This is a genomic window from Actinobacillus genomosp. 2 (assembly GCF_029773605.1).
Taxonomy (GTDB): Bacteria; Pseudomonadota; Gammaproteobacteria; order Enterobacterales; family Pasteurellaceae; genus Actinobacillus.
Map to the genome: position 1 here is coordinate 726778 of NZ_CP103807.1, position 14391 is coordinate 741168.

The 14391-nt window shown below is 37.7% G+C and carries 13 protein-coding genes; 2 read left to right on the plus strand and 11 right to left on the minus strand.

Going from position 1 to position 14391, the window contains the following annotated elements; genetic code table 11:
- Window positions 1-10: 10 nt before the first annotated feature.
- From lptD to NYR60_RS03610, 5 genes are all read right to left on the minus strand, one after another.
- Window positions 11-2341: an LPS assembly protein LptD gene (gene lptD / locus NYR60_RS03590; protein WP_279467778.1), complete on the minus strand. Its 2331-nt coding sequence runs from the start codon at window positions 2339-2341 to the stop codon at window positions 11-13.
- Between the two features lie 44 nt (window positions 2342-2385).
- The gene (gene hemN, locus NYR60_RS03595; RefSeq protein WP_279467779.1) at window positions 2386-3753 is read right to left on the minus strand and encodes an oxygen-independent coproporphyrinogen III oxidase; all 1368 of its coding nucleotides are present in this window, start codon (window positions 3751-3753) and stop codon (window positions 2386-2388) included.
- Between the two features lie 29 nt (window positions 3754-3782).
- Entirely contained in the window at window positions 3783-4250 is a 468-nt protein-coding gene (locus NYR60_RS03600) for a DUF2489 domain-containing protein (RefSeq protein WP_279467780.1), read from the minus strand.
- 15 nt (window positions 4251-4265) lie between these two features.
- Window positions 4266-4844, minus strand: coding sequence for a Der GTPase-activating protein YihI (yihI, locus tag NYR60_RS03605; RefSeq protein WP_279446616.1), 579 nt, complete (start codon window positions 4842-4844; stop codon window positions 4266-4268).
- Window positions 4845-4991: 147 nt separating this feature from the next.
- Window positions 4992-6650: a putative transporter gene (locus tag NYR60_RS03610; RefSeq protein WP_279467781.1), complete on the minus strand. Its 1659-nt coding sequence runs from the start codon at window positions 6648-6650 to the stop codon at window positions 4992-4994.
- 261 nt (window positions 6651-6911) lie between these two features.
- Here NYR60_RS03610 and gltS point away from each other — a divergent pair, with 261 nt between their 5' ends.
- Window positions 6912-8132, plus strand: a complete 1221-nt coding sequence (gene gltS, locus NYR60_RS03615; protein ID WP_279467782.1) for a sodium/glutamate symporter — start codon at window positions 6912-6914, stop codon at window positions 8130-8132.
- Window positions 8133-8196: 64 nt separating this feature from the next.
- Here the strand turns inward: gltS and NYR60_RS03620 are convergent, their stop codons facing one another.
- From NYR60_RS03620 to NYR60_RS03645, 6 genes are all read right to left on the minus strand, one after another.
- Window positions 8197-8574, minus strand: a complete 378-nt coding sequence (locus tag NYR60_RS03620) for a YacL family protein (RefSeq protein WP_279467783.1) — start codon at window positions 8572-8574, stop codon at window positions 8197-8199.
- Between the two features lie 95 nt (window positions 8575-8669).
- Window positions 8670-11549, minus strand: a complete 2880-nt coding sequence (gene glnE, locus NYR60_RS03625; protein WP_279467784.1) for a bifunctional [glutamate--ammonia ligase]-adenylyl-L-tyrosine phosphorylase/[glutamate--ammonia-ligase] adenylyltransferase — start codon at window positions 11547-11549, stop codon at window positions 8670-8672.
- Window positions 11550-11621: 72 nt separating this feature from the next.
- Entirely contained in the window at window positions 11622-11903 is a 282-nt protein-coding gene (locus NYR60_RS03630) for a YciI family protein (RefSeq protein WP_279467785.1), read from the minus strand.
- 8 nt (window positions 11904-11911) lie between these two features.
- Window positions 11912-12403, minus strand: coding sequence for an acyl-CoA thioester hydrolase YciA (gene yciA, locus NYR60_RS03635; RefSeq protein WP_279467786.1), 492 nt, complete (start codon window positions 12401-12403; stop codon window positions 11912-11914).
- On the minus strand, window positions 12390-12941 hold the full coding sequence (locus tag NYR60_RS03640; RefSeq protein WP_279467787.1) for a septation protein A: 552 nt from the start codon (window positions 12939-12941) through the stop codon (window positions 12390-12392). Before NYR60_RS03640 ends, yciA begins: the two co-directional genes overlap by 14 nt.
- Window position 12942: 1 nt before the next feature.
- Window positions 12943-13680: a hypothetical protein gene (locus tag NYR60_RS03645; protein WP_279467788.1), complete on the minus strand. Its 738-nt coding sequence runs from the start codon at window positions 13678-13680 to the stop codon at window positions 12943-12945.
- A gap of 142 nt (window positions 13681-13822) precedes the next feature.
- Between NYR60_RS03645 and yfbV the strand changes: the two genes are divergently transcribed.
- The gene (gene yfbV / locus NYR60_RS03650) at window positions 13823-14257 is read left to right on the plus strand and encodes a terminus macrodomain insulation protein YfbV (RefSeq protein ID WP_279467789.1); all 435 of its coding nucleotides are present in this window, start codon (window positions 13823-13825) and stop codon (window positions 14255-14257) included.
- Window positions 14258-14391 lie beyond the last annotated feature (134 nt).

Genomic DNA, 14391 nt, shown 5'->3' on the forward strand with positions numbered 1-14391 from the left:
TTTGAATTAACTAGTTAATTCCATATTGTTCCGTATAAGGAATTAAACCTTTTTTCAGCATCTTACGTACGCCACTACTGTAATTCGTACCGAAGCGTAATTCAAAATTCACACCAAATTTATTGTCGTAGTATAAATCTCTGATCGTATCAGCCGCTCCGATTGGTGTAGTCGTGAGTTTACGTGCTACATAGATATTGGCACTCCAACAACAGGTGTTATAATTCATTGAGAACTGCGTTTCTACCGGTTTTCTCAGAGCAAGATCACGATAATGACTTGCCATAAATGCGATTTTATCGGTTAACTCCCAACCAACAACCGCACCGACTTGTTTAATATCTTGACCATATCTATTGCTACGTAGATTCTGATTAATATAAGCCTTACTTGCAAAACGATAATTTAGTTGAACCAGTTTATCCTGACTCGGTTTATATTGTAACGATGTATTCGCTAATGACGTTTGGTTTAAACGTGTATCATATTGATAAGCACCGTGCCAATTCCATTTAGGATGGAATTTCCAGTTAGACTCCAATGCCCAAGAGGATGAACGTCCGGTAGTTCGGAAATCATCTGAAATTTTAGATGGACTCAAATAATACATTTGACCACCACTAAAATTGAATACCTCTTCACCGGTTTTGTCGCTATAGAAACGAGTCGTACCGCCAGCTGTTAAGCGATTTGCAGATGAAATACGATCTAAACCGCTAAATGCACGATCATTAAAGAAACTATAGAAGTCCTGTTGTAATAATGTCGAATCATAACCGAAACTCACACTTCGATTTAAACTTGAACCGATATTACTCTGGTCTTTATATGGACGATAAACGTATTGTACGTGAGGTTCAAAGGTTTGATTAAAACCTTTAAATAATTGCTTATCCGCCTCTAATACCGTTTGAAGATCAATTTTAAGCTGAGGAATCACACGGCTCACATTTTTATCAACATTCTCGGCTTGATTACTACTGCCTTTCTCTTGAATATAATGCGTTGCATAAAGTTTTGTTTCGACATTTAAACTGCCATAGCGATTTGCAAATGGGAAATTTAGTGTTGGTTCAATATGAAAACGCCACGCTTTCGGCATAAGTTTACTGTCATTTTCAAAACGAGCCGTTTGAGCAAAGAGTTTAAAATTCCCACCTTTAACTAAATCATCCTTGTAGTAATTAAAATCAATTTGCGGTAAGACACGGTATGGACCGATATCCAAATCATCGAAAGTTTGGAATTTCTTACCGGAAATCGATAAATTATAGTTTGGTTGATAATAACCTAATTTAAATTGTTGCGTTGCATAGCCATCGGTACTACTACCGTATTCCGAATCAAAATCAGAGAAATAACGTTTGTCGCTGACTTTAGTATAGTCCACAAATAAACGCCAATCGGTTAAGAAACTCATATTATGACGCCAGTGCATCAAATAACGCTTACGATCATTATCATCCGTTTTATATTCGTCTAAACGATCTTTACCCATATATTCACTTGCAATAAGCCCTTCGCCCAAATGCGTTAAATAACGAAATTCGGGACTAATTTGCCAGCCGCGACGAGAATAATAGGTTGGTGTCATCGTTGCATCCATATTTGGTGCAATGTTCCAATAAAATGGTTGCGAATAAGTAAAACCATTTTTACTCGAACGACTGAAATTTGGAATCAACAAACCTGAACGACGACGATCGCCGATTGGAAATTGTAAGTAAGGCGAATAAAACACCGGCATACCTAATACTTTAAAGCGTGCGTGCCAAATTTCAGCATATTCCTCATCAATATGCTGAATCATTTCGTTACCTTCAATCGCCCAAGAATCATCATTAGGCAAACAAGCGGTAAATGTCGCATTTTTTAAGATACGTTTATTTTTACTAAATGAACCGCTTTCAGCTGTACCTCGTCCTTGACGACCAACTAATTGAAATTCGGTATTCTGTAAATCAGCTGTATCAGCGGCTATATTCATTGAAGCATCACGACCTTTCGCTTGAATAAGATTATCCTGATATTGATAATTCCCTTTCAAAAACGCCATCTGTGCTTTTCCGGCACTTTGTTCAATCCTTACTTCATCGGCAAGAATCGAACGATTGCCTTGCTTAACGCTCACATCTCCAGTATAGGTAGCATCTTTCGGCTGATTAATTACCGCACTATCCGCTTCAATCTCAATCGGCATCATCGTTTGATCGCCTTGAACTTCTTCACCTTGAAAATGAGGAACACCTAATAAGCATTGTTCTCTCAAATCGGCTTGGGCATACTGAGCATAGAATGCTGTCATCATTGCAACGGAAAGAACACTATAACGAGTTTTCATAATAGTTCCTTGTTGATTTCCAGATATATCACTATACCTTTTACTTAAATAATTCTTGAAAATTGTTGTCTTTTTGCAAGCTGTCTTGAATATACGTCAAAACACAAACAAATATTACGAATTAATAAACGTCCTCGTGGCGAAACAACAATACTGTTTTCGTTTATTTCTAATAAACCGTCTTTTGCCAATGGTTCTAATAGTGCTAAATCCTCAGCAAAATACTGTTTAAAATCAATGTGATATTCAGCTTGCAAGCGGTCAAATTCCAACTTAAAGTTACAAATCAGTGCTTTGATCACATCACGGCGAATACAATCGTCTTTGCTTAACGCTAAGCCTTTATGTAACGCAATACCGCCTTCTTCAACATTTGCGTAATATTGTTGTAATTCTTTATGGTTTTGTGCATAAGTATCGCCAAGTAAACTAATTGCCGACACCCCCATACCTAATAAATCACATTCTTCCTGAGTAGTGTAGCCTTGGAAATTACGATGTAATACACCTTGTTGCTGTGCAATTGCCAATTCATCATCCGGTTTAGCAAAATGGTCCATACCAATAAATTTATAACCGTTACTACCTAAAAATTCGATGGTTTTCTGCAAAATAGTTAATTTAGTTTCCGGTGCTGGCAACATATCGTCTTTAATTTTAATTTGAGCAGCAAAACGGCTCGGCAAATGCGCATAGTTAAACACGCTCATACGATCCGGATTAAGCTCAATTACACGCTCAAGCGTATACATAAAACTTTCAACGTTTTGTTTCGGCAAACCGTAAATTAAATCAATATTAGTCGAAGTAAAACCAAGCTCTTTCGCACGTTTCATCAAGGCAAAAATAAATTCTTCGTCTTGCTCACGATTAACTAATTTCTGTACTTCCTTATTGAAATCCTGAATCCCCATACTAATGCGATTGAAACCAATTGATTTAAGGTGATCCAACATATTCAGCTCAATTTCACGCGGATCCATTTCAATACTGATCTCCGCCTCTTCACTAATATGAAAATGCTCACGCAACATTCCCATTAAACGTGCAGATTGAGCTTCATCCAAATAAGTCGGTGTGCCACCACCCCAATGAATTTGGGTTACGGTACGATTTGTGAAAAGTGAAGCTCGTGTTTTAATTTCTTTTTCAAGATAATCCAAATAAATATCAACTTTATGACGATGACGAGTAATAATTTTATTACAGGCACAGAAATAACATAACTTATGGCAGAATGGGATATGTACATAAAGTGATAGAGGACGATTCGGATAACGAGCCGCCGCCGCTTTAAAATCATCGTCATTGTAACTTTCGTTAAATTCTAATGCGGTTGGATAAGAGGTATAACGAGGACCGGACTGGTTATATTTTTGGATAAGGGCTAAATCCCAAATAATGTCTGACATTGGCTTTCCTTCAAAAATGATGTCACTCACTATAATGTGAGTTTTAAATGTTCAATATCAATCAATAATTGCTGACATTCCGCTTTAATCTGCTCTTCCAATTCAACTTCTTTTGATTGTCGAAGCAGATCTTGCTTCATACGCTCATTACGTTTCAACGCCTTACGCTCGTCTAAAATCGGCATATTTTCCACAATCTGATACAGTTCCCACATTGCCGAATATTGACTTAACGGTTTACCCAAAACATCGAGTAAGGGTTTTAAGCGAAGCACGCCTTCCGAAAAATCACATTGTTCGGATAACATCGCACGAGCAATTACATCAATACTATCAATAATACGTTCAAAACGTGCTTTCTTTGCCTGTTCTGCTTGTTCTAATAACGCTTTATTTTGAGCGTTTTGTTTACGCAATTTAAATAATAAATAGACAGCATAACCAGCCATTGAAAGCACAATTAATATCGCAAGAATAATGAGAAAAAATCGAATCATACGTTTTTATTCATATTATCTAAACTGATTAATATCCATTGTTTCAAATTGACGGAGTAATGCATCACCATTATCTTCGTCTTCATCTTGGATACCTAATTCGGTCATTAACTCATCAATACGATCTAAACATTCATCAACAAATTGTTGATCTTTAGCCGATAACGTTTTACCTGCTTCAATTTCATCTAATAATTGATTTAAGATCTCATTGTTCTCTAATTGTTCAAGCTCTAATTCCGGCGATAAATGTGATTTATATTCTTCGACTGCAACTGGCTTAATGATTTGTCCTTTTTCAGGTTTATTTACAAATTCTACCATTAGAGGAACTTTCTTACGGCTACCGATACGAGGATCTTTTACTTCTTTTACTACCGTTTTTTTCTGCTCTGCCGGATCAACATTACGCGAACCAGTCGGTAAGCCTTTATGTTTACGCTTTTTCTTTTCTTCTCGGGCTTTTGCGTCAAGTTCATAACGGGTAGGTTTACGGTTTTTACCGCCGCTTAATTTTGGCTGTTCCGGTTTTTTATCTGCTTTTCGAGCAGGCATAATGTCGGTAATACGACGTGTTTTTTTCGAGCGACTCATAATATCTATTCTTTTCTATAAAAAATTAAACGATTATTCTACAAGGAATCTGATTTGCTGAACAGAGAAGAAATAAAAATAGCGGTCGGATTCATCGAGAATTTTGCAAAAATCTCACTAAATCCGACCGCTATTCAATTAATTAGCCTAACTTGCCGTCCAAAGTAGAATAGCAAGTAATTGAGGTAAGATAATCCGTAAGAACATCACAAGCGGATATACTGTTGCATAAGAAAGTGCAGCCGCACCGTGACCATCTTTAATTTCATTAGCAAAAGCTAATGCCGGTGGATCGGTCATCGCACCGGATAATAAACCGCATAATGATAAATAGTTCATTTTGCCGTAAACACGAGCCACGAATCCGGTCACAATCAATGGAATAAAGGTAATTATCGCACCATACCCCATCCATGAAAGCCCTTCGGGGCTAAGTAGAGTATCTAAGAAATTCGCTCCGGCTTTTAAGCCGACAACGGAGAGGAATAGAACAATGCCGATCTCACGCAATGCTAAGTTGGCACTTGGTGGCATAAACCAATAAAGTTTACCGATACTACCAATTCTAGCAAGGACTAACGCAACAACAAGCGGACCACCGGCTAAACCTAATTTTAATGCGACTGGGAAACCCGGAATATAAAGCGGCAATGAACCAAGTAGTACCCCTAAACCAATCCCAACAAAGATCGGTAACATTTGTACTTGTTGCAGTTTCTGGTGTGCGTCACCAATAATCGCTCTGACTGTTTCAATATCTTCTTGATGACCAACTAAATTTAATACGTCACCAAATTGTAAGGTCATTTCGCCATTTGGTACTAATTCCACCCCAGCACGGTTTAAACGAGAAATCACCACCTCATATTTACCTTTGAGCATTAAATGACGAATTTTTTTGCCGAATACATTTTCGTTGGTTACGACTGCTCGTTCTGAACGGAAACAAGTACCTCGAGTGGAAAGAGAAACATTCGCTTCTTCGCCTAAAATCAATTGCATTTTAGATAACGTGGCTTTTTCACCAACTAAATGCAATACATCCCCTACTTTTAATACCGTATCCACATTCGGCACAATTAATTCATCCTCACGTTTTAAACGAGAATAAATTACTGTATGTGATTCAAAATCAGGGATTTCTTTTAATTTTAAACCACCTAAGTTAGGGTTCGTCAAACGCACATTAAGCGTATCCAATCCCTCTTTCTTTTGGTTTTGGTTTTCGTCAAACTCTTTGGCTTCTTTATCAATATTCACTTTAAATATGATCCGAATTAACCACATAGAAAGTAAAATACCAATAATCCCAAACGGATAAGCAATTGCATAGCTCATCCCCATGACTGCGGTAATATTATCTCCGCCAAGTTCAGTTAGAACTTGTTGACCAGCACCTAAAGACGGTGTATTAGTGACTGCACCGGAAAAAATACCTAAAATAACCGGTAACGGTACATCAAATAACTTATGAATTAATGCCACCAGTACACCACTTATTGCGACAATCATTACGGCAAACCCATTCAGTTTTAATCCTGATTGGCGTAATGATGCGAAAAAGCCCGGGCCGACTTGAATACCTATTGAATACACAAACAGAATTAATCCAAATTCTTGGATAAAATGTAAAGTATGTGCATCTAATTTAATACCGTAAAGCGCGGTACAATGCGAAACGATTATTCCACCGAATAATACTCCACCAATACCAAGCCCCACGCCTTTAATTTTGATGTGCCCGATCCATAAACCTAATACTGCAACTAATGATAATAAGCTGACAATAATGGCTATATCACTCATTTTTGCCTCCAAACAATAAAAATTACTTATTAAATTCTAGCAAAATCGACTCCAAAAAAATGAGAACTAATTCAAGAAATTGGCAAATACCAAGCCAATAATATGATCTTCCTCAAAAAATTTTCACTTATTTGATAAGTTTTTTTAATTCGAATAATAAATTAATTTATAGATACCTTTGACAAATGATTTCTATTGTTCTAGTATCGGGTAATCATCATTTTTTAAACATTCATTTAACATTTTAGTAGAGGAGCACCTATGGAACCAATAATTCTGAACGGTTACCACACATTGATTGCTGCAACGCTCGTACTTTTAGTCGGACGTTTTTTTGTAAGTAGAATCAAATTTCTGCAGGACTTTAATATTCCGGAAGCAGTAGCCGGCGGTTTAGTTGCAGCGGTTGTTATTCTTTGCTTATATCATTGGATGGGACTTTCTTTCCAATTTGAAAAAAGCCTACAAAACGCCTTTATGTTAGCATTCTTCTCATCTGTTGGTTTATCTGCCGATTTCTCTCGTTTGAAACAAGGTGGTATGCCTTTAGTTGTCTTCCTTGCCGTTGTTGGTGTATTTATTATTATTCAGAACGGTGTCGGCGTAGGGCTTGCAACTGTATTAGGCTTAGATCCGTTAGTCGGTTTAATTACGGGGTCAATTACTTTAACCGGTGGTCATGGCACAGGTGCTGCATGGGCAAAAATTTTCTCTGAACAGTATGGTATTACCGGTATTATGGAAATGGCGATGGCATCAGCGACCTTCGGTTTAGTTGCCGGTGGTTTAATTGGTGGTCCGGTTGCTCGCCGTTTAGTGAATAAAATGAAGAAAGATCGCAAACAAGGGGTAACTAAAAAAGTCGATACTTCCGCAGAACAATACGATGATAATACCTTTGAATCTGCAGATACTATTCGCTTTATCACAGCAAGTTCAACTATCGAAACGATGGCATTATTTGCAGCGTGTTTAGCATTCTCATCAGTAATGGCAAACGCTTTCCCAGATTTAGGTTTACCGCAATTCGTTTGGGCATTGGGTTTCGGTGTGGTATTACGTAACGTATTAACTAAAGTGTTTAAATTTGATATGTTCGACCGTGCCATTGACGTATTTGGTAACGCATCATTAAGTTTATTCTTAGCAATGGCATTAATGAGTATCAAATTATGGGAATTATCCGGATTAGCAGGTCCATTACTCATTATCTTACTCGTTCAAACCATTGTGATGATTATATACGGTTACTTCGTCACTTTCCGTGTCATGGGTAAAGATTATGATGCAGCCATTTTAACTGCCGGTCACTGTGGTTTCGGTTTAGGTGCAACTCCAACTGCGGTCGCCAATATGCAATCTGTGACAGAAACTTTCGGTCCGTCACATAAAGCATTCTTAATCGTGCCATTAGTTGGTGCATTCTTCGTAGACTTACTAAACTTAGGGGTAATTACTTGGTTTGTTGAGTTCTTACGTTAATCTTTTAAATAGATAACACAAAGGGGCAACTGTTATGGTTGCCCCTTTCGTTTATAAATAAGAATTAATGATAGGTTTTACTAAATTTTTGATAAGCCGTCAAAAACCGCTCAAAATCTTCTAAGCCACAAAAAGCAATACTTTCTTGGTCATAGAACTGAAACCCATCTTCCATTTGTTCTTCATCAAATGCATCATCTAAATTATTCGCTTTGACCATAACCTCATCACAATCCAAAAATAGACTATATTCTTTTCCTTCAAGCACATATTCATAATGATTCGGATAAGCCGCTCGGCATTTCTCAATTTCAGCCAAAATATTACTCAGCTCTTTAGGATTTTCCGTTATTTCCGTATTTAACCAACGTGCAAACGCTTCGTGATCCATCGAACATTTGGCGACTACGCCATGAATCGAATGTGTAAATTGATATTCCATTGCAAACTCCTTGAATGGGTAAATTTGCCTTATTATAACGGAAAACAAGAGGTTAAATTGACAAAATTTTCTGCAATTTCGAGCGCTTACTGTGTTTATCCAAAAATTCGTTGCCAAATTTGTGTTACAAAAGCACGCTCTTCAACAAATTCATCTACACTCACTACACTCGGACTACGCAATAAATTCAAATGGTGAATACGATTGCGAATCGCCGTATAGCAATGTTTCAATCTTTCACCGTCTGCGAAAGACAAGATACCGCATTCCACCGCCGAATCAAAAATACGAACATTATCTGACCAAGTTGCTATTTGCGGATACTGATGGGCATATTCCAAAACCAAACATTGTGCGATAAATTCAATATCTGTAATACCACCTTTATCTTTTTTCAAATCAAACTGAGTTTGATCCGTATGACTTAAATGTTGATACATTTTATAACGCATTTCGCAAATTTCTCGGCGTAATTGACCGCTTATTCTAGGCATTGCCAAAGTTTTTCGGCGAATTTGCTCAAAGGTTTGTACTAGCTCGGGTGAACCATAAACACAACGGGTTCGTACTAACGCTTGTGATTCCCAAGTCCACGCTTCATTTTGCTGATAACTCTCGTAAGCATTTACTGTACTGACTAATAGCCCTGCCTCACCGGATGGACGTAAACGCATATCCACTTCATAAAGCACACCGGCACTCGTATTTAAGTTAAAAATCGAATTAATTTTTTGTGCCAATTTCAAATAGAACTGATGGCTTGAAATGGATTTTCTCACTCCAGTCGTTTCACTCTCTTGTGGTGCATTGTGCAGAAAGACTAAATCTAGATCCGAATTATAACCCAGTTCAATGCCGCCTAATTTCCCATACGCAATTACTGCAAAACCTTGTTCTGCATCCGTTAAATGATTCGGTACACCAAAACGGTACGACAATGATTTCCACGCCATATTGACTACCGCACCGATAATCGCTTCCGCCAAATAAGTAAGGTGATCGCTAATTTTCATTACCGGTAAGACACCTAAAATATCCGCTGCCGCAATATGCAAAATTTGGCTCTGCTTAAACTGGCGTAAGGCATCAATCAATGCCTCTTCATCATCTTCCGGAATCCGAATTAAATAGTCATTTAATGCACTTTTATACTGATTTAATTCCATAACCTGCGTAAGACTATTTTGGATAATCAATTCGTCTAACAACATCGGGTAACGAGCGATTTGCTCAGCAATCATAATCGATTGACTGCACAAGGTAATCAGAAGCGGTAGGATTTGCTCTCTTTCTTGCAAAAGCTCCAAATAAGTAGTTCGCATAGTAATTTTATCAATGATATTCAGCATACGCGGCAATACCACCAAATAATCTTCTCGGCTACACACCATATCTAAAATTTTTGGCATTAATTTTAGTAAGACATTTCGCCCACGCATGCCAATCGGGCGTTTTACCCAATCCTGAAACGTGTCGGAAAGCTGTCTAAAAATATCGTTGTAATCACTTTGACTAACTGGATAATCTACCAAAACTGCCGCTAAATCTTCTTCGCTGATTTGATAATGTAAAATATCCTGCCAAACCGCCAATTTTTCATTAAGCGGTGATGCTTCATCGTCCTCTTCTTCACCGATAATTTGATTAAATACCGCTCGCACATTTTGCTGATGTTGTTCCAGTACCTGTAAAAAATCTTGCCAAGTATGAATATCATGTTCAACAACAAGCGGTTGATTTTCTGCATTTTTTTGCAAATAAGATTGGCTAGCAAACATAATTCTTGCTCGGTCTTGCTCATCAGCCGGTAATGTTTGCGTTTGCTTATCATCAATCGCCTGCAATACGTTTTCGACCTGACGATGGAAAATATAAGCATCATATAATTGCTGAGTTTGCTGTTCGGTGAGCAATTTCAATTCAGTCAGACGAGGCAGAACACGCAATAAACTGCGTTCTTGTAGAATTTTATCCCGACCACCTCGCACCATTTGGAAAGTTTGCACAATAAATTCAATTTCTCGAATCCCACCAGCACCTAATTTAATATTATCGGTTAAATTACGGCGTACCACTTCTCGGCTGATTTTCTGCTTCATCTCACGCAATGATTGAATCGCACTAAAATCCAAATAACGGCGATATATAAACGGACGTAACATTTGGCGTAAATAGCGGTGATTCATATTCTGCGGATCTTCGCCTAAAATTTTGGCTTTGATCATCGCATAGCGTTCCCAATCTCGCCCTTGCTCCTGATAGTAATCTTCCATTGCCGCAAAGCTAAGTACCAAAGCACCACTATCACCAAACGGACGTAAACGCATATCGGTACGATACACAAAACCGTCTAACGTGATTTCATCTAATGCTTTAATTAAACGCTGCCCTAAGCGAATAAAGAATTTGCTATTTTCAATCGGTTTACGACCACCTACCGTTTCGCCAGCATCCGGATAAGTAAAAATCAAATCAATATCCGAGGAGAAATTTAGCTCTCGTCCGCCTAATTTACCCATGCCTAAAATCAGCAATTCTTGCTGTTCGCCCAACGAGTTCATTGGCGTACCATATTCTTCACAACAACGCTTAAACAGCCAATCTCTTGCAGCAATAATTAATGCTTCCGCTAAATCGGATAAATGCTCAAACACAAATTCTACGCTAGCAAGTTTATTCGATTGCAGAAAACTGAGTGCTACCATTTCACGGTGACGAAACAAACGTAATTCTTGTGCTAACTGGGCTTCATCTTGCACCAAAACTAAAACAGTGACTAAACGCTCTGCATAATTGCCGACATTGGCGATAGACGGATATTCCGTTAGCCACATTTGCAATAATTGCGGCTGCTTTTTTAGTGTTTGTTGCACAAAATTTGACATCCCAACCGCAATAGCAAGCGGTCGGATCTTATCAGCATTTTGCATATCGGATTCCTTCACCAGTTCAGAAAGATCAGTTTGAGCGAACATACGATGCCTCTTCAAAAATTGGACGAGAAAAAGGCACAAACGAAACCGCTTGTGCCTATTGAGAAAATATAATTAAAACACTTTTTTAAATGGCTTGATGATTACATCACCATAAACGCCGGCTTCAACATAAGGATCTTCGGAAGCCCAAACTTGAGCATCGGCTAACGAGTCAAATTCAGCAATCACGGTAGAACCGGTTACACTTGTGCCATCTTCCGTTGGTGTTGGGCCTGCCGTTAATAAACGCCCCTCAGCTTGCAGTTTTTCTAAACGTGCTAAGTGAGCTGGACGTACTTCCATACGTTTTTCCAAAGTATTTGGATTATCCTGTGCAAAAATAACGTAATACATTTTTACCTCTATGCAGTTGGTTGCTGATTTACAAGCTCTGCCTCAAAGGCTAAAGCCTGTTCCATTAATGATAACGCTTCATCAAGCTCAGGATTATTTTCACGAGGAATCGCACGAGATTTACCTTCTTTATCAACCGCAACATAGGTAAATAGTGCTTCTGTTACACGAAAACGCTCTCTTGAACCTTGATAAACCTGTTTAATAAATACTTCAACTTTAACTTGTAACGATGAACGTCCGACTTTAACTAAAGTACCATAGCAACAGACCACATCACCGACCGAAATCGGCATATGAAAAACCATTTTATCTACGGTAACAGTCACCACTCTGCCTTTCGCCAATTCTTTTGCAAGGATAGCACCGCCTAAGTCCATTTGTGACATAATCCAACCACCGAAAATATCGCCGTTAGCATTGGTATCTGATGGCATTGCGAGCGTTCTTAATAGTAATTTACCATTAGGATTTCTGTCATAAGGTTTATTTTTGCTCATTGGTATTCTCCACATTTTTAAGATGAGGATAGAGATAGACCCCAGTTGCAATCGCAGCGACTAAACTCAATCCTGTAAATCCGAAAGTTTTAAATGTTGCCCATACGTCATCTGAAAAATAATGACTAATTACGATATTAAGCAACATACAGATAATAAAAAAGCCTGCCCAACCTAAGTTGAGATTATGCCAAACTTGTTCCGGCAATTTTAGTTCTTTGCCTAATAACATCTGAATAATCGGCTTTTTGAAAACAAATTGGCTGATTAAGAGTACGGTAGCAAACAAACCGTTAATAATAGTTACTTTCCATTTCAAGAAATTTAAGTCATTGAAATAAGCAGTCAAAATTCCGAAGAAAACAACAAAAACACCCATAATCCATTGCGATTTTTCAATCTTTTTATAAAATACTTGTAACGCAATCAACTGAATAATGGTTGCAATCACTAATGTAATTGCCGCTTGTTGCACACCATATAATTTGTATACCGCAAAAAATAGAATAAGTGGAATAAATTCAAGTAATTGTTTCATCTTAACCTCTTACTACATTATTTTGACTATATACTTGATAAAACCGAAAACTAAATACGGTAATAAATAAAGAGAAAAATGAACTGATAAACACAGTAATCGCAAGCCCTACCGCACTCGCTCCCAAGCCACTTAAAAATGACATTAGAATTTGTGGTACAAAGTAGGAAATTACGCAAAATAGCACTAATGCAATACCTTTACCACGACTTAACTGCCACGTAAAACGAAGCGTTTCACCAATCCCATTAAATTCTTCAATCAAATAAGCATAGACTGACAAACAAAGTTTGATAAATAAAAACGCACCACCAATAATTAACGGAAAAGCGACTAAAGCTAATCCACTACCGGCTTGAGAACCAAAGAGTTGAGAAGCCATACCGATTGAAAGTGGGAGTACCATAAGAATATTCAGCACGATAACCGGAAATAATTTAGCTAATGAAACCGAAAGATTTTGAAAGAAATGTTTAAAACTGCCTCGATTAATATCTTTAATATTTAAGATAAGCAAGCTCGTCAGAAAAATATTTAAAACGCCCATCAATAAGAGAGGATACAAAGCAGATAGCGTCATTTCTGTATTATTGGCATCAACTTGCCCCATGTTAGGTACTAACAATAAATTCACAAGCTGTAATGCACTGAATAAAACGATTGCAAACAATGAAAAGCTGCGTTGATTACGGATAAAATTCCAACTGTCTTGTAACAAATCGGGAAATTTAATGGGCATTTATCAATCCTTCTAACAGGTGTAAAAAAATTGTTGCAAAGTATAGCAACAGTTTAGTGTAACTGCATTAAAATCTACGCATTTTCGAGCGATAAAACTTATGTTATGCTGTTTTTATCGTTTTTTGCACAAAGTTACCATTATGAATACGACAATCCAAGCCGGACAACGCTATCTTGCTACCTATCCGAATCAAAAGAAGCTCACATTATTTATGCCTGATTATCGGCTAATTAGGCTAGTAAAGCAGGCATCCCGCTTTATGCCAGCTTTTGCTTGCTTTGCGATTTTATGGCAATACTTTTTTGCTGATCCGAGCCAATCCATTTTGGCTAATGCGATTATCACTTCACTCTTCGCATTAAGTTTACCCTATCAAGGACTCTATTGGTTAGGAAAACGGGCAGCCTCACCTTTACCACTCTCGCTATTAGGTTGGTATCAGGAACTAAAGCAAAAGCTGATTAATGAAAATAAAAAAGTGGAAGACCAAGCGATGCCCTCTTACCAAGATTTCGCCAATTTGCTACAACTTGCCGAACAAACTTGGGGCAATGAATATTTTGATAAGCTATAAAATGACAAAAAAATGCTAAAATTAGACCGCTTGTTTGCAGATAAAAACTTATCTACCGGCAAAAATAGCAAATGAAATACTTGCAAAAAATACTGAAGGCTTTAGTATGGCGAACTTCATTTTTTACCTCATAT

Coding starts and splice junctions, on each gene's coding strand:
- NYR60_RS03620 (WP_279467783.1), bottom strand. CDS start 8,574: ATGGAATATCAATTTACACATTCGATTCATGGCGTAGTCGCCAAATGT.
- lptD (WP_279467778.1), bottom strand. CDS start 2,341: ATGAAAACTCGTTATAGTGTTCTTTCCGTTGCAATGATGACAGCATTC.
- NYR60_RS03610 (WP_279467781.1), bottom strand. CDS start 6,650: ATGAGTGATATAGCCATTATTGTCAGCTTATTATCATTAGTTGCAGTA.
- hemN (WP_279467779.1), bottom strand. CDS start 3,753: ATGTCAGACATTATTTGGGATTTAGCCCTTATCCAAAAATATAACCAG.
- NYR60_RS03640 (WP_279467787.1), bottom strand. CDS start 12,941: ATGAAACAATTACTTGAATTTATTCCACTTATTCTATTTTTTGCGGTA.
- yfbV (WP_279467789.1), top strand. CDS start 13,823: ATGAATACGACAATCCAAGCCGGACAACGCTATCTTGCTACCTATCCG.
- NYR60_RS03630 (WP_279467785.1), bottom strand. CDS start 11,903: ATGTATTACGTTATTTTTGCACAGGATAATCCAAATACTTTGGAAAAA.
- yciA (WP_279467786.1), bottom strand. CDS start 12,403: ATGAGCAAAAATAAACCTTATGACAGAAATCCTAATGGTAAATTACTA.
- glnE (WP_279467784.1), bottom strand. CDS start 11,549: ATGTTCGCTCAAACTGATCTTTCTGAACTGGTGAAGGAATCCGATATG.
- yihI (WP_279446616.1), bottom strand. CDS start 4,844: ATGAGTCGCTCGAAAAAAACACGTCGTATTACCGACATTATGCCTGCT.
- NYR60_RS03645 (WP_279467788.1), bottom strand. CDS start 13,680: ATGCCCATTAAATTTCCCGATTTGTTACAAGACAGTTGGAATTTTATC.
- NYR60_RS03600 (WP_279467780.1), bottom strand. CDS start 4,250: ATGATTCGATTTTTTCTCATTATTCTTGCGATATTAATTGTGCTTTCA.
- gltS (WP_279467782.1), top strand. CDS start 6,912: ATGGAACCAATAATTCTGAACGGTTACCACACATTGATTGCTGCAACG.